The sequence below is a fragment of the Eisenbergiella porci genome, from assembly GCF_009696275.1.
GTDB lineage: Bacteria > Bacillota > Clostridia > Lachnospirales > Lachnospiraceae > Eisenbergiella > Eisenbergiella porci.
The window spans coordinates 20507-44905 of record NZ_VUMI01000033.1; the positions used below are offsets into that span (position 1 = coordinate 20507).

Annotated in this window: 18 protein-coding genes, 1 tRNA gene, 2 pseudogenes and 1 other annotated feature; of the genes and pseudogenes, 13 read left to right on the plus strand and 8 right to left on the minus strand. The window is 49.9% G+C overall.

The features are described from left to right. Window positions 1–6 precede the first annotated feature (6 nt). The 3 genes from xylB (at window position 7) to FYJ45_RS18400 (ending at window position 3814) form a co-directional block, all read left to right on the plus strand. Window positions 7–1476, plus strand: coding sequence for a xylulokinase (gene xylB / locus FYJ45_RS18390; RefSeq protein ID WP_154466442.1), 1470 nt, complete (start codon window positions 7–9; stop codon window positions 1474–1476). A gap of 111 nt (window positions 1477–1587) precedes the next feature. Further along, window positions 1588–2208: a DUF4867 family protein gene (locus FYJ45_RS18395; protein WP_021639865.1), complete on the plus strand. Its 621-nt coding sequence runs from the start codon at window positions 1588–1590 to the stop codon at window positions 2206–2208. A 127-nt stretch (window positions 2209–2335) separates the two neighbouring features. Further along, window positions 2336–3814, plus strand: coding sequence for an L-fucose/L-arabinose isomerase family protein (locus FYJ45_RS18400; protein ID WP_025491400.1), 1479 nt, complete (start codon window positions 2336–2338; stop codon window positions 3812–3814). Between the two features lie 214 nt (window positions 3815–4028). Here FYJ45_RS18400 and FYJ45_RS18405 read toward each other — a convergent pair whose 3' ends face one another. Next, window positions 4029–4367 (minus strand): helix-turn-helix domain-containing protein, encoded by a 339-nt coding sequence (locus tag FYJ45_RS18405; protein ID WP_025491401.1) that lies wholly within the window; start codon window positions 4365–4367, stop codon window positions 4029–4031. Between the two features lie 228 nt (window positions 4368–4595). Here FYJ45_RS18405 and FYJ45_RS18410 point away from each other — a divergent pair, with 228 nt between their 5' ends. Further along, window positions 4596–4916 (plus strand): helix-turn-helix domain-containing protein, encoded by a 321-nt coding sequence (locus FYJ45_RS18410; RefSeq protein WP_195841879.1) that lies wholly within the window; start codon window positions 4596–4598, stop codon window positions 4914–4916. A 32-nt stretch (window positions 4917–4948) separates the two neighbouring features. On the opposite strand, the gene FYJ45_RS18415 is transcribed toward FYJ45_RS18410, so the two are convergent. After that, window positions 4949–6514 (minus strand): alanine/glycine:cation symporter family protein, encoded by a 1566-nt coding sequence (locus FYJ45_RS18415; RefSeq protein WP_154466446.1) that lies wholly within the window; start codon window positions 6512–6514, stop codon window positions 4949–4951. A 257-nt stretch (window positions 6515–6771) separates the two neighbouring features. Between FYJ45_RS18415 and FYJ45_RS18420 the strand changes: the two genes are divergently transcribed. The 3 genes from FYJ45_RS18420 to FYJ45_RS18430 all read left to right on the plus strand — a co-directional run bounded on the left by FYJ45_RS18420 (window position 6772) and on the right by FYJ45_RS18430 (window position 10636). Further along, entirely contained in the window at window positions 6772–8550 is a 1779-nt protein-coding gene (locus tag FYJ45_RS18420; protein ID WP_154466448.1) for a bifunctional 3'-5' exonuclease/DNA polymerase, read from the plus strand. A gap of 113 nt (window positions 8551–8663) precedes the next feature. Beyond that, window positions 8664–9575 (plus strand): sensor domain-containing diguanylate cyclase, encoded by a 912-nt coding sequence (locus tag FYJ45_RS18425; RefSeq protein WP_154466450.1) that lies wholly within the window; start codon window positions 8664–8666, stop codon window positions 9573–9575. A gap of 53 nt (window positions 9576–9628) precedes the next feature. Further along, window positions 9629–10636 (plus strand): transglutaminase domain-containing protein, encoded by a 1008-nt coding sequence (locus FYJ45_RS18430; RefSeq protein ID WP_154466452.1) that lies wholly within the window; start codon window positions 9629–9631, stop codon window positions 10634–10636. On the opposite strand, the gene FYJ45_RS18435 is transcribed toward FYJ45_RS18430, so the two are convergent. Beyond that, complete coding sequence (locus FYJ45_RS18435) at window positions 10575–11000, minus strand: SDR family NAD(P)-dependent oxidoreductase (protein ID WP_154466454.1); 426 nt, start codon at window positions 10998–11000, stop codon at window positions 10575–10577. The genes FYJ45_RS18430 and FYJ45_RS18435 overlap by 62 nt on opposite strands. 218 nt (window positions 11001–11218) lie before the next feature. Between FYJ45_RS18435 and FYJ45_RS18440 the strand changes: the two are divergent. Continuing rightward, window positions 11219–11914, plus strand: a pseudogene (locus FYJ45_RS18440) (DEAD/DEAH box helicase); the annotation flags it as partial. Between the two features lie 30 nt (window positions 11915–11944). Here the strand turns inward: FYJ45_RS18440 and FYJ45_RS18445 are convergent. Beyond that, window positions 11945–13075, minus strand: a complete 1131-nt coding sequence (locus FYJ45_RS18445; protein WP_154466458.1) for a hypothetical protein — start codon at window positions 13073–13075, stop codon at window positions 11945–11947. A 453-nt stretch (window positions 13076–13528) separates the two neighbouring features. Here FYJ45_RS18445 and FYJ45_RS18450 point away from each other — a divergent pair, with 453 nt between their 5' ends. From FYJ45_RS18450 to FYJ45_RS31850, 4 genes and pseudogenes are all read left to right on the plus strand, one after another. Next, a complete protein-coding gene (locus FYJ45_RS18450) occupies window positions 13529–14590 on the plus strand; it encodes an NAD(P)-dependent alcohol dehydrogenase (protein WP_154466460.1) in 1062 nt (353 codons plus the stop codon). A 139-nt stretch (window positions 14591–14729) separates the two neighbouring features. Next, entirely contained in the window at window positions 14730–15716 is a 987-nt protein-coding gene (locus FYJ45_RS18455) for a CobW family GTP-binding protein (RefSeq protein ID WP_195841880.1), read from the plus strand. Window positions 15717–15792: 76 nt separating this feature from the next. After that, window positions 15793–15865, plus strand: a tRNA-Ala gene (locus FYJ45_RS18460). 135 nt (window positions 15866–16000) lie between these two features. After that, window positions 16001–16244: a binding site (T-box leader), on the plus strand. A 114-nt stretch (window positions 16245–16358) separates the two neighbouring features. Then, window positions 16359–17959, plus strand: a pseudogene (locus tag FYJ45_RS31850) (alanine--tRNA ligase-related protein). A 64-nt stretch (window positions 17960–18023) separates the two neighbouring features. On the opposite strand, the gene FYJ45_RS18475 reads toward FYJ45_RS31850, so the two are convergent. The 4 genes from FYJ45_RS18475 to FYJ45_RS18490 form a co-directional block, all read right to left on the minus strand. After that, window positions 18024–19772 (minus strand): glycoside hydrolase family 13 protein, encoded by a 1749-nt coding sequence (locus FYJ45_RS18475; RefSeq protein WP_154466468.1) that lies wholly within the window; start codon window positions 19770–19772, stop codon window positions 18024–18026. A 134-nt stretch (window positions 19773–19906) separates the two neighbouring features. Beyond that, complete coding sequence (locus FYJ45_RS18480) at window positions 19907–20749, minus strand: sugar ABC transporter permease (protein ID WP_154466470.1); 843 nt, start codon at window positions 20747–20749, stop codon at window positions 19907–19909. Beyond that, window positions 20746–21693 (minus strand): carbohydrate ABC transporter permease, encoded by a 948-nt coding sequence (locus FYJ45_RS18485; RefSeq protein ID WP_235930880.1) that lies wholly within the window; start codon window positions 21691–21693, stop codon window positions 20746–20748. The genes FYJ45_RS18480 and FYJ45_RS18485 overlap by 4 nt, the downstream gene beginning before the upstream one ends. 122 nt (window positions 21694–21815) lie before the next feature. Beyond that, the gene (locus FYJ45_RS18490) at window positions 21816–23138 is read right to left on the minus strand and encodes an extracellular solute-binding protein (RefSeq protein WP_154466472.1); all 1323 of its coding nucleotides are present in this window, start codon (window positions 23136–23138) and stop codon (window positions 21816–21818) included. A 223-nt stretch (window positions 23139–23361) separates the two neighbouring features. On the opposite strand from FYJ45_RS18490, the gene FYJ45_RS18495 reads away from it, so the two are divergent. Beyond that, window positions 23362–24381 (plus strand): LacI family DNA-binding transcriptional regulator, encoded by a 1020-nt coding sequence (locus FYJ45_RS18495; protein WP_154466474.1) that lies wholly within the window; start codon window positions 23362–23364, stop codon window positions 24379–24381. Window positions 24382–24399 lie beyond the last annotated feature (18 nt).

Consider the following 24399-nt stretch of genomic DNA (forward strand, 5'->3'; position numbering starts at 1 on the left):
CGCGGTATGTTATACATAGGCGTAGATCTTGGGACATCGGCGGTCAAGCTTTTGCTGATGGACGAAAAGGGAGAGATTAAGAAGATTGTTTCAAAGGAATATCCTTTGTTTTTCCCTCATCCGGGCTGGTCTGAGCAGAAGCCGGAGGACTGGTTTGAGCAGACCATGGCAGGCCTGAAGGAGCTGGTTGCGGAATGTGACAAATCACAGGTGGCGGGCATCAGCTTTGGCGGACAGATGCACGGACTGGTAATTCTGGATAAGGAGGATCAGGTCATCCGCCCGGCCATTTTATGGAATGACGGAAGGACCGGTGAGGAGACGGATTATCTGAATCAGGTAATCGGCAAGGATAAGCTGTCCGAATATACGGCGAATATTGCTTTTGCAGGCTTTACCGCACCGAAGCTTCTCTGGGTGAAGAACAAAGAGCCTGAGAATTTTGCCAAAATAGAAAAAATTATGCTTCCCAAGGATTACCTTGCATATAAGCTTTCCGGCGTACACTGCACGGATGTATCCGATGCTTCCGGCATGCTGCTGCTGGATGTGAAGAACCGCTGCTGGTCGGATGAGATGTGCGAAATCTGCGGCATCCGTAAGGAACAGCTGGCGCAGATTTTTGAAAGCTATGAAGTGGTGGGAACACTGCTTCCCGAAATCGCACAGGAGCTGGGGCTGCCCGGGAATGTAAAGGTGATTGCAGGAGCCGGGGACAATGCGGCTGCGGCTGTGGGAACCGGAACCGTGGGCGACGGCATGTGCAATATTTCCCTGGGAACAAGCGGAACGATTTTTATTTCCTCCAGAAGCTTCTGCGTGGACAGCAACAATGCGCTGCACGCGTTTGCCCATGCGGACGGGAAATACCATCTGATGGGATGCATGCTCAGCGCGGCTTCCTGCAACAAGTGGTGGATGGATGATATCATCGGCACAGGCGATTATGCGGCGGAGCAGGCGGCCATTACAAAGCTGGGAGAAAACCATGTATTTTTCCTGCCTTATCTGATGGGAGAGCGTTCTCCCCATAATAACCCCAATGCAAGAGGAACCTTCATCGGCATGACCATGGATACCACCAGGGCTGATATGACGCAGGCTGTTCTGGAAGGCGTTGCTTTTGCACTGAGGGATTCCTTTGAGGTTGCCAGGTCTCTGGGAATACATATTGAAAGAACCAAGATCTGCGGCGGCGGAGCGAAGAGCCCTCTCTGGAAGAAGATCATGGCGAACGTGCTTGGCATTAAGGTTGATATGATTGAAAGCGAAGAAGGACCCGGCTACGGCGGAGCGATTCTGGCGGCTGTGGGCTGCGGAGAGTTCGCAAGCGTGGAGGAAGCCGCAGACAAGCTGGTGAAGGTTGTGGGAACCGTGGAGCCTGATCCGGAGCTGACTGCGAAATATGAGGAAAGATATCAGCAGTTCAGACAGATTTATCCTGCCTGCAAAGAACTGTTTGACAAGATTATTTAAAAAAGTTCCCGGCTGTGGGCAAAGCCGCGCAGGGATGTTCTCAATGCTGATAATGCCGGCTGATTCCGGCTGAATCTAAAAATGGACTGAACAAAAGAAAGGAGAAGAGGGATGGAAATTAAGAAAGTAACGGACGCCGCTTTCCGGAAATACGGAAGGGTAGTGGACAATGTGGATTTTACGGCTCTGGTTGCAGAACTGGAAAAGACACCCTGTACACAGGAAGTTGTTTATGAGCCAAGCGTGGAACAACTGGAGGCTCTTCCTGTATACAAGGAGCTTCAGGATACTGCCTATGGGGAAATGCCGATCCAGATCGGCTTCTGTAACGGCAATAATTACAAGCTGAACGCGCTGGAGTACCATAGATCCTCAGAGATCGACGTGGCGGCTTCCGATCTGATTCTGCTGCTTGGCTGGCAGCAGGATATCGAAGAGGGCTATACTTACGATACCTCTAAGGTGGAAGCTTTTCTGCTTCCTAAGGGTGTGGGCGTGGAGCTTTATGCAACAACACTTCACTATGCGCCCTGCAACAGCACGGAGGAAGGCTTCCGCTGTGCTATCGTTCTCCCCGACGGAACCAATCTGCCGCTGGATGAGAACCACTGTGCAGGCGGCGAGGATGCGCTGATCACTGCCAAGAACAAATGGCTCATCGGACATGCCGAGGGCGGCCTTCCCGAAGGATGCCATATCGGCCTGAAGGGCGAGAACATCTGTGTAAAATAAGCCGATTTTAATGCGGCCTATGGCCGCGAAAGGAGAGGATGGGACACCTTGTGTCCCACCGGAGAAGCAAAAGACGCTTCTCCCCTGATTTTAGTGCGGCCTATGGCCGCGAAAGGAGAGGAAAGAAATGAACAACATGCCGAAAGAAAAAATCGCTATCGTAGCGGTAAGCCGTGACTGCTTCCCTATGGATTTATCCGTATCCAGAAGAAAAGCAGTAGTTGCAGCTTACAAGGAAAAATATGGGGACGGTCTTTATGAGTGCCCTGTATGTATCGAAAATGAAATCGATATGAGAAAAGCACTGGCGGACGTGAAGGAAGCCGGCTGCAATGCAATCGTGGTTTACCTTGGAAACTTCGGACCTGAAACACCTGAAACCCTGTTAATCAAGGAATTTGACGGACCGGCTATGGTAGTGGCTGCTGCGGAAGAAACCGGAAACAATCTGGTAAGCGGCAGAGGCGACGCATACTGCGGCGTTCTGAATGCAAGCTATAACCTGAAGCTGCGCAACCTGAAAGCATATCTTCCCGAATATCCGGTGGGAACTGCTTCCGAATGCGCTGATATGATCGCTGAATTCGCACCTGTTGCCAGGGCAATCGTTGGTTTAAGAAACCTGAAGATCATTTCCTTCGGACCTCGTCCGAAAGACTTCATGGCCTGCAACGCACCGATTAAACAGCTGTTCAACCTGGGTGTGGAAATCGAAGAAAACTCCGAACTGGATCTGTTCGAAGCCTTCAACAACCATGCAGGAGATGAGAGAATCCCTGAAGTTGTAAAGGATATGGAAGAAGAACTGGGTGCAGGAAACAAGAAGCCCGAAATCTTAAACAAGCTGGCTCAGTACGAGCTGACCCTGCTTGACTGGATCGAAGAACATAAGGGAAGCCGTGAATTCGTAGCAGTTGCCGGAAAATGCTGGCCCGCATTCCAGACACAGTTTGGCTGCGTTCCCTGCTATGTAAACAGCCGCCTGACCAAGAGAGGCATCCCAGTATCCTGTGAAGTTGATATTTACGGCGCTCTGAGTGAGTTCATCGGAACCGTTGTCAGCAACGATGTGGTTACTCTGCTGGATATCAACAATACGGTTCCCGCAGATATGTTTGAATCCGACATCAAAGGAAAATATGACTATACCCAGAAAGATACCTTCATGGGCTTCCACTGCGGAAATACCGCATCCAGCAAGCTTTCCTTCTGCGAGATGAAATATCAGTTCATCATGGCAAGAAGCCTGCCTGAAGAAGTTACCCAGGGTACTCTGGAAGGAGATATCATCCCCGGGGACATTACCTTCTACCGTCTGCAGAGCACAGCGGATGCCAAGCTGCGCGCATACATCGCACAGGGCGAGGTTCTGCCTGTGGCAACCCGTTCCTTCGGCGGAATCGGCGTATTCGCCATTCCTGAAATGGGACGCTTCTACCGTCATGTCCTGGTTGAGAAGAACTATCCTCACCACGGTGCAGTTGCGTTCGGACATTTCGGAAAGGCTCTGTATGAAGTATTTAAATACATCGGTGTTGAAACGGATGAAATCAACTTCAACCAGCCTAAGGGCATGATGTATCCTACGGAAAATCCGTTCGCTTAAATAAAACATAATTCCGGTTCCGGCGCTGCCGGGTCCGGGTAAAAAAGAAAGAAAACCGCAGAAGCAGTGTTTACGTGGGGTGGCGTAAACCTCGTCTGCGGTTTTCAGAATAAAAACCTACAGAAAAATGCAGCCGGAGAGAAACCTGAGGCTGCATTTTTTCATAAGCTGTAACTGTTCAGTTCCTTCACAGTTACCATAGGTCATTCATTATTTAATTTCGAAGCTTCAATGCCAGAAGGATTAATTCATATATGATCTTCTGTTCTTTGGGAGTCAGTTCCATTACAAGAAACATGATTTTATCCGGAATATAATCCATGGCAGGAAAGTTGGCAGCAGTGACATTGGCAAAGAGCTGGTCTAAGGGAACCTGCAGTCCGTCGGATATCTTCATGACACTTTCTATTGTCGGGTTTTTCTCTCCGCGTTCCAGCTGCCCGATGTAAGTGGGATGAAGATTGCATTTTTCTGCCAGCTCCTCCTGGCTTAAATGCTTTTCCTTCCGAAATCCTCTGATTCTGGCCCCAACCAGTTTCGAGATGTTATCCATATTTTTTCCGACCTCCATATAAAAGACTATAAATACGGAAATTATCTTTCAATATACTAATAATATGTAATTCCTTGAATTTGATACTATAAATATTTCCCTGTGCGCCATGGATTACTGCTTTGCGCATGTTGACAAAGCACGGCGGATGAGGTAAATTCCTTGTAATTTATTTTTGAAGGGATTTATGGAGAGTGTATGCGTTTTAGCGGAGAAAGAGGGGAAGAAATGCCTGAATCTAAGCTGTTGATGGATATTGGGGACAGACTGCGGGCCCAGAGGGAGAAAATGGGGCTGACACAGAAGCAGACTGCAAAGCTGCTTGGAATTTCAGAAACGTATTACGGAGAGATAGAAAGAGGAAACAGGAAGCTTACCATAGAAAGGATTTTGCTGGTCAGGAAACATTTAGAGCTTGACCCTACCTACCTGATTACAGGGGAGCATAATTCCAACCAGCTGATTGAACGGCTGATGGAGGAATGCCCCAAAGGAAAAGAGGACCTGGTGATACAGCTTATGCATTATCTTGCGCTTCTGTACCGGTGATGCTGGCAGGTCCTTTTTGCCTGGGCTGCGGATTATCTGGCGGAATCTGTTTTTTTATCTGTGGCCTTACCGGCTCTTTCATCCCAGTAGTGACAGCTGCGCCCGATAACAGAAGAGGTAAAAGGCGTTCCGTCTTTCTTTTTAAAATGGGCGGTGGCGCGGAACACACATTTTGCTCCCAGATAGAGAAGGGGAATGTTGGCAAAAACGATCAGGATGTTGCCCAGATCGGAGATGGCCCAGAGATTTCCCAGTTCAATTCCGGCAAGGGAGCAGGCGATACCGAAGGCCGTGATGAAAATGCCAACAATGCGGACGGTATAAATCACCTTTTTGCTGGAGCTGATCCGGTTGGCTGCGATTTCGCTGAAGGAGATCATGCCCACCAGGCAGGTAAAGGCGAACAGACAGAAGCAGAAGGTGAGCAGGAAGGCCACTGCCGCGTTCATGGCCGCACCCGGGGTAAGCGCCTTTGCGGATTCCAGGAATTTAGGCAGACGATCCATGGCAAACCAGGCCTCAGCGCTGTTGCCGGTCCAGACATGCGCCATGACAACGACGAAGCCGGTAAGGGTGCAGATAACCATGGTATCGAGAAACACGCCGATGGATTGGACACAGCCCTGTTCGCAGGGATGATCCGTATTGGCGGCGCCGGCGGCCATGGTGATGGTGCCCTGTCCGGCTTCATTGGACATCAGCCCTCTTTTCACGCCCTGTACCAGAACCGTGCCGAAAATACCGCCGAATACTGCCTGGGGCGTAAATGCGCCTCCGAACACCGCGCCGAAGAAATAGGGGACGCTTCCCAGGTTCAGGAGAATGAGCAGGAAAACCACACCCACGTAGATCACAGCCATGACAGGAACCAGCCCGTCGGTGACCCTGGTGACCTTGCGGATGCCTCCGAAAGCGATATAGGCGGTAACGAGGATGAGAAGAACGGATACAATATAGTAAAAATAAGAAGCGCTGCCCATGGAAGCGCCGGTAACGATTTCAGCCATCTGGCCGATGGAACTTACCACGTTAAAGCCCTGGGCGGGAAGGCAGCACATGGCGTAGATGATGTACATCAGCGACAGGGCGACGCCTGCCCAGAGCTTGTTCCCCAGCAGCACCTTTCCATAAAAGGGAAGGCCTCCTACGAACTCATCTTTTTTCTTTTCTTTGAAAATCTGTGCCAGGACAGCTTCCGTATAAGCGGTTGCCATTCCGAAAAATGCGGATACCCACATCCAGAACAGCGCGCCCGGGCCTCCTGTTGCGATGGCGCCGGTAACGCCAAGAATATTGCCCGGGCCGACGCGCATGGCCGAGCTCAGGAAGAACGCCGCCAGGGAGGAAATGCCGATTTCATCGCTTTTTTTCTTTGCCAGGATGCGGATTCCCTTTCCAAAATGCGTCACCTGGATAAAACCTGTCCTGATGCTGAAATAGATGCCCGATCCGATGAGCAGCATTACCGCCAGTGAAAAATTCCCCAGGATGGGAATGGAGGCATACCAGCTGAAATTGGTGGGAAAGTCCCAGAAAAAGTCGGAAACGGGTATGACGAAGTTGAAGATATTGTTGATTGCCGAAAAGAGATGTTCCATAGCGCCCCTCCTTATGTGTTTGGTGCCCCGCTGCCTGTATTGGCAGCCTTTTTTATTATTATACGAAAGGCAGAATGCATTCACTACAGAAAAAACACTGATTATATTGTAAAAAGTGCTTCTTTTAACAACGTTATTGCCTGCTCACCGCCTGCGGGCAATAATATAAAAAAAGAACATATGTTTGATATTTCAGTTGCTGTTGCAGAGGGATACTGTTATAATGAAAGCAGCAAAAAGGAAAGAAGGATGATCGCATGGAGTATATCCTGGTTCGTACCCCGGAGGAAGGGGAACCTTTTCTGGAGCAGTTGAAAAAATCGCCTGTGCTGGCGGTGGATACGGAGACTACAGGGCTGGATGTGCACAGGGACAGGCTCAGACTCATACAGATAGGCGCTCCCGGTATGCCCGTGCTGCTGATAGACTGTTTTTCCTTTCTCGGCGGCGGGACGGAGGACAGGCGTGACAGGACGGCCGGGCCGGAAAAGGGAACCGCGTTCCTGCGGGAGGCGCTGGAGGGTGACAGTGTGAAAATTTTTCATAATACCAAGTTCGACCTGCAGTTTTTGAGAAAAGCAGGAGTGTGCGCGGCGCCGGTGTTCGATACCATGCTGGCGGCGGAGCTGCTGCGCCCCTGCGGCGGCCCGCGTAAGGTGAACCTGGCGGCTGTGTCGGAGCATTATCTGGGAGAGACGCTGGACAAGACAGAGCAGACCGGGGACTGGAGCGGTTCCCTGACCGCGTCCCAGCTTGAATATGCGGCGCTGGATTCCGGTGTTCTGCTGCGGCTGTGGGAATGCCTGGGAAAGCAGCTTCAGGATAACGGGCTGGAGAGGGTGGCACAGATTGAATTTGCATGTGCGCCGGCGCTGGCCTGGACGGAATATGATGGGATCTGTCTGGATCTGGAGCAGTGGGAGGTTTTGTGCGCGGATATCCAGGAGCAGTATGAGAAGTCGCTTAAGGCGTTATATGCCTTCAGCGGGGAACCGACCTTCCAGCTGACCTTGTGGGGAACGCAGGAAGCCGTGGATGTAAATTTTGACAGCAATGTCTATGTGCTCAGGCTGCTGCGGGATAACGGCATCCATGTGCCGAACACCTCCCGCTACAGCCTGGCGCCCTATCATAATCATCCTCTGGTAAAAGCGCTCACCGATTACCGGAGATATTCCAAGCTGCTTTCCGGCTTCCTGCATCCTCTTCCTGCGCAGATACATCCGGTTACGGGCCGGCTGCACCCTAAATATGGGCAGATCGGCGCATACAGCGGCAGAATGTGCTGCTGGGGGCCGAATATCCAGCAGATTCCCAGGGAAGCCCGTTTCCGCAGCTGTTTTATCGCCCCGGAGGGCAGAAAGCTGGTGCTGGCGGATTATTCCCAGATTGAACTCCGGGTGGCGGCGCAGATTTCGGGGGATGTGAGGATGAAGGGAGCATATGCCCGCGGGGAGGATCTGCACAGGCTGACCGCCTCCCTCATATCGGATATTCCGGCAGAACAGGTGACGTCCGCCCAGAGACAGGCGGCCAAGGCTGTGAATTTCGGCCTGATATTCGGAATGGGGGCGGCGGGGCTGCAGCAGTATGCAGCCCAGTCCTACGGCGTGGATATGACGCTGGAGGAGGCTAAGAAATTCCGGGACAGTTTTTTTAACGCTTATGCGGGAATCAGCTGGTGGCATCATGACCTGAAGGTGGGAACCTTCTGGGAGGGCAGGACGCTTACCGGAAGGAAATTCCTGTTTTCCCCAAGATCCGGCGTGGCCGACATGGCCAATACCCCCGTACAGGGTACGGCGGCCGATATCCTGAAAAGGGCTTTGGGCCTGCTGTTTGAGGAAATTGTGGGCAGGGACTGGAAGATCGTGGGGATTGTCCATGATGAAATCCTGATGGAGGTGCCGGAAACGGAAGCATTGGAGGCGGCGGCGCGTCTGAAGACGGTGATGGAAAGGGCGGGGAAGGACATCCTCAGGTCGGTGCCCTGTGTGGCGGAGGCCAAGACGGCGGACAGCTGGGCGGCGAAGTAGAGCACGGAATTTATTTGCTGTTCATATTTACCGTTTCTTTTATTTATAAAGGATGTTAATATAGAAAAGAGCGACTGTTGAATATTGCATCGGGGAAAGAGGCCCAAACCGCCATGAGTGAGTTGACACAGTACAAGGAACGGCTGCATGTAGCGCTGACCGCCGCAAAAATCTGTATTTTTGAGGTGGATATACAGAAGCAGCTGTATACTTATTTTGAAAATGCGGAAGTCATCTTTGGTGTTTCCGGAGAATCCATTTTGAAGGATGTCCAGCCCTACAGCAGACTGGATCCGGAGGCATACAGGCTGGCCGTAAGCAGGTATTTTTCACATCCGGAGGATGAGGCTGTGATTGAGAATGCCTTTTCAGATGTTCTGGCGGGGAAATCCACTGCCTATGAAGCCCGTATGAAGGCAGGGAATTCCGGCTATATATGGTGCAGGATTTTTGTAACCCCTGTCATGGAGAGTGGAGTACCGGCAAGAATGGTGGGGGTGATCACGGATATATCCGATATGAAGGAGCAGACGGACTGCCTGCGCCAGGCGGTAAAGCTTGATGCGTTTACAGGCCTTTATAATAAAGAACACACAATAAAACTGATTACTGAAAATCTGCGCAGGGAAAGCCACATGAGGCATGCCCTGATAATACTGGATATTGATAATTTTAAGAACTTTAATGATACCTTCGGCCATTTCGAAGGCGATAAGGTGATTAAAGCAGTTGCGGAGAAAATACGGAATACTTTCAGGAAAACGGATATTGCAGGCAGGTTCGGCGGGGATGAGTTTATTATCCTGGCCAGGGACATTGATAATGAACGGTGGCTGTGGGGCAAGCTGTCCGGCCTGACGCGTATTGAGACAGACGGCATTGCCTGCACGAACAGCATCGGTGTGTCGATCTGGCCCCGCGATGCGGCGGACTTTGGTGAATTATTCAAAAAAGCTGATACCGCCCTCTATCATGCAAAGGCGGAGAAAGAGAAGTTTCTATTCTGTACGGCCCAGGATGGCTGAGCCTGCCGGCTCTTTGCAGCAGGACGTAAGATAAAACAAAACCGGAGTACAATATGGAACCCTACTATTATATGCAGATGGACAAACAACAGCAGGCTGCTTACCGTGACATAAAAGCGGGCCTTCAGGCCCTTGCGCCCTCATTCCTGGTTACAAGGCTTGAAAACCGGGTACTGGAGGATATCTTTTTCCAGCTGCGTCTGGACTGCCCTGAGATTTTTTATGCCGTGGGCTTTCAATACCGTTTTTATCCGGATTCCACCAAAGTGGAGCTGGTTCCCGAGTATCTGTTTGAGAAGGCGAAGATCCGGGAACACCAGAAGGCAATGGAAGCAAGGATCGCCAAGCTGATCCGCCCGGCACAGGCGCTTACAGAGTGGGAAAAGGAGCTTTATATCCATGATTTTATCTGCCAGGGCGTTCGCTATGATAAACTGAAAAAGCCCTATTCCCATGAAATCATCGGCCCGCTGGGACAAGGCGTGGGCGTATGCGAGGGAATTGCCAAAACGGTAAAAATATTGTGCGACGCCCTTGGAATCTGGTGCATGATCGCCATTTCCGAGGCCAATCCGGAGAAAAACATTAAGTACAGACATGCCTGGAATATCATCAGGGCGGAAGGAAAGTACTGTCACCTGGATGCCACCTTTGACAATTCCCTGGGTACTGGGGACAATATCCGGTATGATTATTTTAACCTTTCAGACAGCGCCTTTTTCCGGGATCATGAGCCGGTTCTTTACAAAGCGCCTCCCTGCAGCGAAGGTAACCTGTTTTATTACCTGGTAAAAAAGCAGTCCTTCACCAAAATGGAGGATGTGGAAAAAAGAGCGCTGCAGGCAATCAAAAAAAAGAAAAACCTGACCTTCCACTGGCGCGGCGGATATCTGACAAGGGAAAAGCTGACTGAGCTGCTGCAGCTTCTGGAAGGAACGGCGCGCGGCCGGGGAAAATATGCGCAAGTCAGCCTGAACTGGCCGCAGGCCGTTCTGTCCGTCAGGTTTTTGGACGAACTTCCGGAAAATGAACTGGTGCTTGAAGAAGTAAAGGACACCTGAGTAATTCTATCCCGCTCTTTGCCGCGGTGTAGCTTTCCGTATTCGGCTGGCTCATGCGATCTCCTGAGGATGAAATATCGCCCACCTTAAGCGCGTAGTTGAATTCCTGCCAGGTACAGCTGTCAATTCCCTTCATTAATGGCAGCGCGTTGTTAATCAGATAGTCTATATGGCCATAGTCGGCAATTACCTGCGCCGCAAAGCGCTCCAGTGTTTTCTCGTCAGCCAGGTCACCGGTATAATAGACGCCGGGCTGCTTGTCAATCACACATACCTTCGCACCGTTTTTCTCAAATTCCCCGGCAATGGTCCTGCCGATCCCCTGCGCGCCGCCGTTTACCACAGCAATTTTTCCCTCAAACATATATTTTCCCCTTTCTTCTTTCCATACGTCCTGATTTATGGTGATACAATATCTTTATGATACCATTTTACGCAAAAGTATGCCAGGGAGCCGGAGTCATAAACGGCGCCGCTGTGTGGAAAGCGGAAAACCCGGATAAGCAGGGCGGAGAAGGAAAAATAAAACGTAACTGTGAGACGCACAGTTACAATAAAAAATGATAAAAAGGAAACCAATGCATGAGTACAGAAAATAAAAACACGACCGCGTCCCATGGCTTCGCCCAATACGGACTATCCCTGCCAATCCTGGAGGCCCTGGATATGCTTGGCTATCACCATCCCACCGCAATCCAGCAGGAGGTTATCCCCCTTGTCCTGGCGGGTAAGAATGTGGTGGCGCGTTCCCAGACGGGAACCGGAAAAACAGCAGCCTTTGCAGTTCCCCTCTGCGAAATGGCCGTATGGGAAGAAAATTCTCCCCGCGCGCTTGTGCTCGAGCCGAGCCGTGAGCTGGCGGTGCAGGTGAGCCGGGAGCTGTTTCAAATCGGAAGGAAGAAGCGGCTGAAGGTACCGGCCGTATTCGGCGGGTTTCCCATAGATAAACAGATGCAGACCCTGAAACAGAAATCCCATATCGTTGTGGGAACGCCGGGCCGTGTCATGGATCTTGTCCGCCGCGGCAGCCTGCAGCTGTCCGGCATCACCCATCTGGTCATTGATGAAGCGGATCTTATGCTGGACATGGGCTTTTTGGAAGAGGTGGGAGAGATCATTTCCCTGCTGCCGGAAAACAGGAAAATCCTGCTTTTTTCAGCAACTCTGGAAAAACAGGTGCAGACCCTGATCGACAATTATGCAGCCGACGCTGTTTTTGTGGCGCAGGATCAGGAGGATGGCCCGCCGCCTTCCATCGGACAGGCGGTTTATGAGGTCACCGTAAAGCTGGAAATCAGGTAAAAGGGGCTAATCCACATCCAGGGGGTTACAGTACTGTACCTCTGCGGGGATGGCGTATATTTTAATGCTGCCATCCTGCATTTTGCCGAACCAGATGGCGCCGGTGCCGAGCATGACGCCGTCCTGGTTCCAGAAAAGATCCTCGGTTTCCGAGCCTTCCACATCATAGATGACCTGCAGGTTCAGGATATCATTGTAGCTGGCAAGAAATTCCTCAGGAGATGAAATCAGGAGCTGTTCACCGTTTCTGATCAGGTTCAGCGGATAATTGATTTTTTGTGAAAGGGCTTTTCTGTTATCATTCAGAACGTCATTTTTTACAAGAAAGGCGAAGCTTTCGATTTCTCCTCTGGTCCAGCCGCCGCTGCCGAAATTACAGTAAACCGGCTCTTCCAGGATGGCGAGGATATTTTCAATGGTATATTCTCCGGGACGGGAGGCATCCAGGCTGTTGCCGATGGAAACGGACAGACCCTCTGCGAACAGGAATTCACTGCCCTGATTCAGGTAAATGCGCGTCATGCTGAAGGGCACCGCACCTCCCTCTCCGGCGCCGGTAATGTACTGCTCGCTTGTGATGACATCCTTTTGCCCGTCGCCGTTCACATCGCGGAAGGCGATGAAATTAACTTCGGAAGCAAACAGCCAGTAATCATAGGCGTCCGGGAAGGTGTATACGGCATCGCCGTCCGAGATAAGGGAATATTCCACACGGGTACGCCCGTTTTCCGTGATTTCGCAGGTGGTGAACTGCACATTTTCGTAATCGCCCAGGCTGACGCCGGAGAAGGTCTGGGACTCTATGACTTTAGCGTCTGCGCCGCCCTTCTGGCCTTCCAAAGAGGCTTCGGTGCCGTCGGAGGATGATGAGGCGGCCGGAGATGTTCCGGCGGAACTGATATTATCGGAAGAAGCGCCAGTTCCGGAAGGGCTTTTGCCGTCTGCCATATTTCCGGCATCTGCGGCAGCAGTATTGACGGCGGCCGGATTTTCGGTCTGTCCCTGGGAAGCGGGCGTGCTTTCCTGTACGCCCGAGGCATTATTTTTGCCGTTTGTTGCGCATCCTGTGAGGACAGAGGCTGTCAGAATGCAAAGGGCCGCTGTGAGCAGGATGTTAGTCATTTGTTTTTTTATCATAAGGTGTTGTCTCCTTTCGTGGGCAGGACGTATTCCTGAAAAAGAAATTTAACAGGAAAAGATGTTTATAGTTGAATATAGCATATACGGGAGGGATAGTCTACCCGCCCGTATTTTTTTGTTGGGGACGATTTGTGAAATATGCCGGGGGAAGCTGTGAATAAAAATGCTTTATAATATAAAATGAATATGATGGGGCGTTTTATTGACTTTTTTTTAACAAGAATGTATAATCTATGATAACAGTTCAGGTCGGCGGGAATATTGGTGCAAAGCAGGTGTTAAGCTGGCTTATAAGACTTTTTTTGCGCCAACATTTACATCGGATGGACTTCCGGTGCTTCTTGCATGGAAGAGCCATTCAAAAAGACGGCCGTCCGGAACAGTTAACATCTATTTATTATCAGCGCAACTGTTATGGTATTGGGGTTCAAAGAAAGGAAAGGTATTTTTATGAAAGGTTATGCAATGCTTAAAATCGGGGAATCCGGCTGGATCGAGAAGGAAAGACCGCAGTGCGGGCCCATGGATGCCATCTGTAAGCCGCTGGCTATAGCAATCTGTACGTCGGATGTACATACGCTCTGGGAAGGGGCGATCGGTGAAAGGCATAATATGATTCTCGGTCATGAGTGCTGTGCGCAGGTGGTTGAGGTCGGCTCTATGGTAAAGGATTTCAAGCCCGGCGACAGAGTGCTTGTACCGGCTATCACTCCGGACTGGAACTCCCTGGAAGCGCAGGCAGGCTATTCCATGCATTCGGGGGGAATGCTTGCGGGTTGGAAATTCTCCAATTTCAAGGATGGTGTATTTTCAGAATTCTTCCATGTAAATGATGCGGACGGGAACCTGGCGCTTCTGCCTTCCAATATCAGCCCTGTTGACGCCTGTATGCTTTCTGACATGGTTCCTACGGGCTTCCATGGCGTGGAACTGGCAGATGTACAGTTCGGCGATACGGTCCTTGTAATAGGAATCGGGCCGGTGGGCCTGATGTCGGTGGCCGGGGCGAATATGCGCGGCGCGTCCCGCATTATTGCGGTGGGCACCAGACCAAACTGCGTGGAGGCGGCCAGAGACTACGGCGCTTCTGATTTTATCAGCTATAAGGACGGGACCATTGAGGATCAGGTGCTGGCGCTGACGGACGGCAAGGGCGTGGATAAGGTAGTTGTAGCGGGCGGAGGCTGTGAAACCTTTGAATCCGCCGTGAAGTGCCTGAAGCCCGGCGGAAAAATCGGCAATGTTAATTATCTGGGCAGCGGCACCTATGTTAACATTCCCCGTGTGGAATGGGGCGTGGGCATGGGACATAAGCAGATTAACGGCGGCCTGATGCCCGGCGGACGTCTGCGTATGGAGAAGCTGGGCTCGCTGGTTTCCGCAGGCAAGCTGGATGTGCATCCTCTGGTTTCCCATGTATTTGAAGGCTGGGATCATGTGGAAGAGGCGCTGTTCTTAATGAGGGATAAGCCGAAGGATCTGATTAAGCCCGTAGTGAAGATTGAGGACTGATATCAGGGTATATTGAACTTCCTGACGGATACGGGATGCCAATAGCATACCTTGTCCGGCACGGCGGGAAATGTGTGCGTGCGGCCCGTTTGGACCGTACGCATTTTCCGGAAAGAGCTGCAGCATAGGGGATAATTTTATGAAGATACTGGTAATATCGGGATTCCTGGGAGCGGGAAAAACCACATTCATCAAGGCTCTGGCAGAAAAAACGGATAAGAAGTTTGTGGTCATGGAAAATGAATATGGTGAAGTGGGGATTGACGGCGTTTTTTTGGCATCGGGGACAGGGCAGGCGGAAATGAAGGTGTGGGAGCTGACGGAAGGGTGTATATGCTGTACGATGAAGGCAGATTTTGCTTCCTCCATTCTGACGATTTCCAATACGCTTGATCCGGAATACCTGGTGGTAGAGCCGACGGGGCTTGGGAAGCTGGGAAATATCCTTACCAATATCAGCCAGATCCAATATGAAAGAATAGTACTGCTGCAGCCGGTAACGGTGCTGGATGTGCCCGCTTTTGACAGGGATAAGGAAAAGTACCCGGAAATCTGCAGGGACCAGATTGAAAACGCAGCCACGGTTATTTTTACCAAAACAGGGGCACTGGACGCGGAGGAGCTTTGCAGGATTGCGTCAGAAGTGAGGGCAATGAATCCCCAGGGGGAGATTGTGACGGATTCCTGCGAGAAGAAAGAGGCTTCCTGGTGGAATGGGCTTTTTGAGAGATATCTGACGAAGGAAGGGGAGGAGAACGCGAAGAAAAGGGAGAGGGAAATGCTGCAGCCGGATTTGGAGAATGCAGGCTTTACCTCCATACACCTGGAGTCTGGTAACCAGCTGGTTCTGTTTCTGCAGGGAGTGGTGTCAGGCGTGTTCGGCGATATCAGGCGGGCCAAGGGGTATCTTCCGGCAGGGGGCGCCTGGCTCAGATTCGATGTGGTGGACAGGAATTACAGTATTACCGGCTACGAAGGCGGCGGGGATTCCCGTGCCGTATTTATCGGGAGAGGGATTCACCGGAGAGAACTGGAGGAGGTGCTTTGCCCGGAAGAGAAGAATTTGATGGGAAAGGCTGAGAAAATGCGGGAAGTACAGATGAGGCCGTTGCTGGCAGGAAAATAAAATGTGGAAAAAATGAGAAAATGGTAAAAATTTTTCTTGCCAAGCAGGGAAACATTTGATATGATATATCACGGATGGGGCATTAGCGCAGCTGGGAGCGCGCCACGCTGGCAGCGTGGAGGTCACGGGTTCGAGCCCCGTATGCTCCATTGGAAAAGTACCGTATTTGCGGTACTTTTTTTGATCGTGTTGCATTTTGTGTTACTTCGTTACAATTCGTATAAAAAAGGAAAATTAGATTGACAGAGCAATTTGAGTGTGATAACATCAGTCTAATTTAAAATAAAAAGGCCTTGACGAGAAATAGTAAGTATTAGGGATTTCGCAGAGAGAAGATGGTTGGTGTAAATCTTCATTGATCTAATATTGAAGCAGTCTCAGAGCTGTGAACCGAACGGATAAATCTCAGTAGGCTTCAACGGAATTCCACCGTTATTCAGGAAACAATATCGGAGATATCCCGTATTGATAGAGTGCAGAGAAATCTGAAATTAGGTGGTAACACGGACAGGAGAGTTCGCCCTAAGCTGACAATATAAATGTCAGCTTAGGGCTTTTTTGTTTTAAAAAACAAATTAAACGGAGGTATTAAGCATGGTAAAAATGACACCGGATGAGTTAAGGAAATCATATATTGATTTCATGAAAAGAAAAGGGGCCAGTCAAGTACCTTCCGCTGGCTTGCTGCCGGAAAATGATCCCTCAACATTGTTTACCGGAAGTGGGATGCAGCCTATGGTTCCATATTTGTTGGGGGAAAAACACCCAATAGGCAATGAAATAACAAATATTCAGAAATGCTTAAGAACAGTGGATATTGATGAAGTTGGAGATACCTCGCATTTAACTTTTTTTGAAATGCTGGGCCGATGGGAATTTAAAGCAAATGAAAATAACTATAAGAATAAGCAAATTGATGCCATTTGGAATTGGCAGATTAACGAATTGGGAATTGACCCCGGCAGGTTATATATCAGTGTGTTTAAGGGAAGTGATGATTGGAATATACAGAAAGATACAGAAACAATTCAAATCTGGTCAGAGAAATTCAAATCGGTAGGTATAGAGCCTGTCGTTGAGGATAATCCATATAAATATGGGTTATCCAGAGGAGGAAAAATATTTTTATATGATGAAAAAGAAAACTGGTGGAGCAGAGCTGGAAGTCCTTTAGATATGCCTGTTGGTGAACCAGGCGGGCCAGATAGTGAAATGTTCTATGATTTTGAACCAGATGGTAATTCACTGGATCATCCTGCTTCTGACAGCGAAAGGTTTTTAGAGATTGGGAACAATGTATTTATGTGTTACAAAAAAGAGGGCACCGGGTTTGTAAAAATGCAGAATCCCAATATTGATTATGGAGGCGGATTAGAAAGGGTCGCAGCAGCTCTTAATGATGATAGGGATGTTTTTAATACGGCATTCTTTTTTAATGCTAAGAAAAAACTAATGGAGTTAAGCGGAAAAGATTATGCTGACGATTTTAAGTCATTTCGAATCATACTGGATCATGTGAGAGCAGCAGTTTTTCTAATCAATGACGGTGCGGAGCCGGCAAATAGTGACGCAGGGTATATAACAAGAAGGTTATTAAGGAGGGCGATTCGTGCAGGTAAAAAATCGGTATACAAGGAAGTTTTATGGGTGAGTTGTCTGAAGTTTATATAGATGAAGCAACAGCTTATGAAGACTTGCACAGTAATAAAAAGAAAGTTATTGAGATAATAAACAAGGAAGAAAACCTTTTCTATAAAACATTGCAGCAAGGAGAACTTGAAATACAAAAGCATCTTAAAAATAAGGGCAAAGTTACAGGGGCAGATGCATTTTATTTTTATGAAACATATGGTTTCCCTCTGGAATTAACGGAAGAATTCCTGACTGAAAGTGGCTGTAGCATAGAGAACAGGGCTTCTTTTGCAGAGGCGGAAAAAAGACATGCAGAAAAGAGCAGAACAGCTTCCGCAGGTAAATTTAAAGGTGGATTAGCTGACCAATCAACGGAAACAACAGCATTACATTCTGCTGCTCATTTATTACTTGCTGGATTAAGGGAAGTTTTGGGTGATCATGTTCATCAAAGAGGAAGTAATATTACTTCAGAACGGTTGAGGTTTGACTTTAACCATGATGAAAAACTTACGCCGGAGCAGATTGCAAAGGTGGAAAAATATGTGAACGAAGCAATTTCATCAAAAGCGGTTGCAAAACGCAGGAGAGGCAGTCTCCGGCATAAATAACTCCTGCCCCTCAAGATGGAGAGGCAGGAGAGCTGCGGCGCCGGAAAGCTGCATTTATAACATTTTATGCCATCAACAGAACGGCAAAGCCATTTTTTTCAAGCATATGGGAAACCGAGCCCTTTAGAAGAAGAAGCTGGCCGCCGTTCATGAAGCGTTCGGCATCTGCGGGAGCTTCTCCCATGTGGATGATTACGCGTACCGTATGCGCGCCGTATCTTTCAAATACCACCAGTCTGTCGTCATGGCCGCCATAAACGCCTCTCCATTCATCCGTCGGGGCAATCCAGTCCCTGCGGATACGCAGGACTGTTTTCACAAAGTCTTCCGAATCGGCGTGGTTTTCATCCCAGGGCATTCCCTGTCTGTACTCTGTTTCCCGGATGCCGGTCACCTTTTTTTCATCTCCGTAAAAAACACTTGGCACTCCGGGAGCCATACAAAGGTACAGGAAAGCCGCCTGCCACCGGTCATAATCGCCTCCGCACAATCCCAGGAAACGCGCCACATCATGGCTGTCCAGCAGGTTCAGCTGTGCCGCCGTCACCTGGAAGGGATAACGCAGCTGCATGTCGGCCATCCTCCAGAGGAAATCATCCGCCCCTGTTTTTTCCAATGCAAAAAAATCTCTGCAGTGCTTTCGGAAATCATAGTTCATGACGGAATCAAACATGTCGCCCTTCAGCCAGTCCGCCGCGTTTTCCCAGACCTCTCCAATCAGCACAGCCTCTGGATTTGCTTTCCGCACAGCAGAACGGAAGCTGCGCCAGAAATTTTTATCCACCTCATTTGCCACGTCCAGACGCCAGCCGTCCACATGGAATTTCTCGATCCAATAGCGGCCCACTTCGGCAAAATATTCCTGCACTCCGGGATGGGCCGTATTCAGCTTCGGCATTTTAGGCTCATAGGCGAAGCAGGCATAACCGGGCGCTTCTCCCTCCTGAGGCCTTTTTACAGGAAAGGAGAGATCGTAAAACCAGTCTGCATAAGCGGAAGTATTCCCATGCTTCACCACATCGTCAAACGGGGGGAAATACCAGCTGCAATGGTTGAATACCCCATCAATGATGATGCGCATCCCTCTGTTATGGACGGCTTGCGTCAATTCCAGGAAATCCGCATCCGTGCCCATGCAGGGATCCACGTGGAAATAGTCCACAATATCATATTTGTGATATTCTCCGGCCTGAAAAACCGGATTCAGGTACAGGCAGGTAAATCCCAGCTCCTGAATGTAATCAAGATTTTCCATAATGCCCTTAATGGTACCCCCCAGACGGCTTTTGCTCACCGTGCCGTGAGGCGCCTTCAGCTCTTTTCCCATGCCGCAGAGCCGGGCCTTCCCGTCTGCAAAGCTGTCCGGGAAAATATTGTAGACAACGGCATTCAGAAACCATTCCGGCGCCCTGACGATTTCCGAACGCAGGATATAAGGATACTGGTAGTATTCACTCCGCCCCTCAACAACAAAGCCATCCTCCATCACCAGATCCGGCATATCCTCATGGAATTCATCCGCATAATACCAGACATATTCCCCTCCCTTTTCCAGCCTGAAAAAATAACAGATCCTGCGGGGACACGGTTGGATAGTCCCCTCATAAAAATCAAACAGCTCATCGCTGTAACGCCGCTGCATGGGGATGGACGCAAAGCTTACCGGTGAATCCGGACAGGCCCTGTCCCCATAAAAAAGCGTACACAAATCCAGATCCCCCTTCGCGGCCCGCAGACGGATGGTAAACGTATCCTCCGACCGGGCGAAAGCGTACTGGGACGCCGGTATGTGCGCAACCGCACTCCTATTCATTTCAAATCCTCCTAGTTTTGCGGAGCAAAATGCGAGTCCTCTGACGAGCAGAGGATTTTCCTCCTAGTTTTGCGGAGCAAAATGCGAGTCCTCTGACGAGCAGAGGATTTTCCTCCTAATTTTCCTCTTGGTTTTTAACCTTTTACACCGCCTGCGGTCAGCCCTGACACCATGTACTTCTGGATACAGAAGAAAATAATAAGGATAGGCACCGATACTAAAATGGCGGCCGCTGAAAACAGGGGCCAGCTGCGGCTGTAATCGTTTGCCTGAAGCTGATACAGGCCGCCGGCCAGCGTATAGCTTTCTTCCCGGAGCATAAAGGTAGTGGCAAAAAGGTATTCATTCCAGACAAATATCAATACCATGACGGCAGTTACAATAATGGCGGGACGTGCAAGCGGCAGGATGATTTTCGCTATCAGCGTCAGATTGCCTGCCCCGTCAATTTTGGATGCTTCTTCGATCTCAACGGGAATGGAATCGAAATAGCCCTTCATGTTCCAGATGGAAAAAATACACATGCTCCCGGAATAAATAAAAATCAGCCCTGCATGGGAATTCAGGAGATTCAGCAGCTTAAACAGTCTGAAGATAGCGAACATGGACAAAATCTGGGGAAAGGCGTTCAGCAGAAGAAGCAGCTGCATGACAGCCGTCCGGCCGGGGAAACGGAACCTGGAAAAAGCGTAGGAAGCCGTGATGCTCGTTCCCATGGCAAGCACCATTGTACCCGTGCTTAGGAGGACGGAATTGAAAAGCCATTTCAGGAAGGGCTTTTCCACAAGGATGCTGCGGTAATTATCCAGCGTGAATTTTTCCGGCAGGAGAGAAAGGCCTGTGGTAAGCGCCCCGCTTCCGCTGCTGACAGAAAGCAGGAAAGCATACAGTATCGGAATCAGTCCGGCCAGACATATGCTGATGAAAAACAGATTTAAAAAAGCCAGGCCAATCGTTCTTTTTACAGAGCGTTTCATACCGTTTCCTCCTTCTGTGCCCTGTTTGTCCAGAAGGAAAACAGGATAATAATAACGAAAATGATCATGGATACAGCAGAGGATAATCCATAATTATTGGATACAAATGCATTCTGATGGGCATAGGTAATGATGGTTGACACGGTAGCCCCGGTTACTGAGCCCTTCTGCATGGTAAGAAGGTAGATAATATCAAACTGCTTAAAGGTGATAAAGGTGGTCATGATCACCGCCGGGGCCATGATTTTTTTCAGGGAAGGGATGGTAATATACCGGTTCTTCTGCCACAGATTGGCTCCATCCAGCACCGCACTCTCGTACATGCTCTGGTCGATGCTCTGCAAAGCCCCGTCCATCATCAGAATCATATAAGGAAGTGACATCCAGAGATTTAAAACCATGCAGGATATAAAGGCGGGTACATTTCTGGACAGGAAATCCACTTTTTCCATCCCGAATGCCACAAGAAGCTTATTAAGCAGCCCGAACTCCGTATTGAACATTCCCACGCGCCACACCAGAATGGAGACATAAGCCGGCATCGCCCAGGGAAAAATAAGCAGGGTTTTGTACAGGCGCTTTGCCTTCAGCCCCTGTGTATTGAGGGCCACGGCAAGTACGTAGGCGATAGCCGTGTCCAGCACCATATTGACAGCCGTCCATAGTATGGTGGTGCCCAGGGCCGACAGGAAGCCTGAATCCACTTTCAGAAGCGCCCTCTTATAATTATCCGCACCGACCAGGGAATAGTCCGTCCAATGATAAAGATTCATATTAGTCAGAGAAATATAGCCGGTATAAAGGATTGGGAAGAGTACAATCATGGCAATCAATATCATGGCAGGGAGGCTGTAGCCCCAGGGACGGAGCTGCCTTCGGACCGGATGCTTCCGCTTCACCGGAATATCCGGCTTCCGGGGAGCGCTGTGCTTTACGTTCATCATTTTATTGTATTCCCTTCTGAATTGCCCCGGCCGGGTTTCACCGGCCGGGCTGTACAGGAAGCGCCGCATGCATTTTTTTTTGTCTGTCTGCAGCGATCCAGGCATAACCGGACTGCAAAAAATTACTTCATATCCTGTATGGCGGTCAAGGCTTCTTTTTGATATTTTTCAGCTGCTGTGTCCACATCCTCTCCGGATTTGTTGACTGCAGCAAGCAGGGATTCTGCCGGTCCCCACATAACACTCATTTCAGGGATGTTGGGCATGGGTATCGCTTTTTCTGCGCTTTGCTTCATGGCAAGGATCATTTCATTGGATGCAACCTCCTTGTCGTCATAGGCCTTGCTGTTGGCAGGGGCGCAGTTGAATCCCTTGGCCAGCGTGATTCCTGCTTCCTCCCCGGCGAGTACCTCCAGCACCTTTGTCACTGCTTCCTTTTTTGCTTCGGCAGCATATTTTAATACGCCGATACACTGAACACCGGAATACGGAATGAGGGAATTGCCGTTGGGAAGCGTAAAATCTGTCAGGGCTTTGACACCCAAATCAATGCCGGCTTCCTTAATTCCGGAAACCAGCCAGGGGCCGCCTATAATTGCCGCCGCTTTCCCTTCATTAAACAGGGCGGTTACCGTATTATAATCCCCGTCGGCCTGCAGCCTGGAAAACTTTTCATTGTATAGGATGGCGTCCTTTGTCGCCTGCGCATCCAGCCCCGGATTTCCATCCTTATCGATGACATAGCCTCCGAACCCGTTGATAAAGGGGGCCACATTATAAGTGTTGGAATGCTGGTTCACCAGCGCATAGGTTCCGGCTGCGGTATCCGTGTGAGCCGTCATATAGTCGTAAAGCTCCTCTGTGGTGGAAGGAATCTCGCCTTCCCACAGCGCCTTATTATACATAAACAGCACGGTTTCATAATAAACCGGCATAAGATACTGTTCTCCCTTGTAGGTTGCGGCTTCAACTGTCATGGGCAGCAGTTCAGCTTCCTTTTGGGCGCTTATCAGGTTCCCCACCGGCTCCAGAATACCCATTTCCGCGAAGCTGCCCAGCGAATCATGGGCAAACAGGTACATATCGGGACCATTTTCAGCATCCGTGCCGTACAGCTTGATCTGTCCGGTCACATCGCTTTTCTTTTCAAATTTCAGGGTGATATTTTCCCCCGCCAGCGCTTCATTCACCACATCCGCCAGCGCATTCATCATCGCTTCATCATTATCATGCCATGCGGTGAGTGTAACCGCCTCACCCGGCTCCTGCTGTACCGGAGCCTCCTGTTGTACCGGAGCTTCCGGCTGGGAGGAGGCCTCCGTCTGTACGGCTTCTTTTTCCTCCGGCGCTGTATTTTCCGTGCCGGTCTGCGCTTTCTGTCCGCAGCCTGCCAGCACTCCTGCCGCCATGACTCCGGTCAGAAGATAACACAATATCTTTTTCATTTCACGTCCTCCATTTCTGCGAAATCGCTTTCCTGATTAATCATGTCCTTTGCTTACCCAAAACAACTTTTATTTCTCAAATAAGGATGCGCACCATTTATTTAAGTCATTTATAGCATTTATCGGCTCCCTTTTCTATCGGTTTTTGCAAAATACGTTGACTTTGTTAGGAAACCGCTATACTATAATTTTAAACTTATCACTTTTTCACAAGGAGGTTCCCATGGCCGTAACAATAAGCGATGTGGCAAAGGAGGCCGGTGTTTCCACCTCCACCGTTTCCAAGGTACTCAACAACTGGAGCTCGATTTCCCCCGCAACCTGTGAACGGGTTCACGAAGCCATAAAAAAGCTGCATTATACGCCCAATGCCAGGGCTGTCAGCTTTGCAAAGGGCGCGTCCCATAATATTCTCTTTTTATCCAGCCTGAAAAAAGAGGAGGCCTACCGCAATCCACATATGTTTGACATTCTCTGCGGCGTCCGTCGGACTCTGGCGGAGCATGGATATACACTGATGCTGACGGACTTCCCGGATACGGCCGAACCGCAGGAATATCTCACCGGGCTTATCGGGAAAGGGCTGGCAGACGGTATTCTCATCCATGGTTCCTGTTCCTTCCCGCAGCTCTCCAGGCTGCTTACGGAAAGCCGGTTTCCCCATATCCATATCGGCCATCCCGGCCCCGGAAGCCGTATGTGCTGGATCGACACAAACAACGGCCTGGCAGGGCAGTTTGCCGCGCAGCATATGCTGGAATGCGGCTATGAAAAAGTCGCATTCATCGGCGAACGGCGCACGGATCATATATCCACCCAGCGGCTGAACGGTTTTCTGGGCGGTATGTATGACTATGGCTACAGGGTGCCTGACGAATACATCCGTTACACGGATTCCACCAGAGAGGATGCCTGCCGGCAGACACATGAGGTCCTTTCCCTGCCCGTACCTCCCCGGGCCTTCATCTGTGAAAATAATACGCTGGCGCTCGGCGTCGTCAAGGCTCTCCATGAAAGACAGCTGCATATTCCCGGCGAAGCCGCCTTCCTGACTTTCGACAGCTATCCCTATTCCTCCATTATTGATCCGGCACCCACTGTCATTGACATTGATGTTTATGATTTGGGCGTCCAGGCAGCACAAATGCTGCTGCGCAAGCTGGAAAACCCTACTTTGCTGGTACAGGCCTATACCACGCTGCCGGTGCTCAGGCAGGGGTTGTCTACCGTACCGGCTTTTTAGTGCAGTTTTTCCATGGGA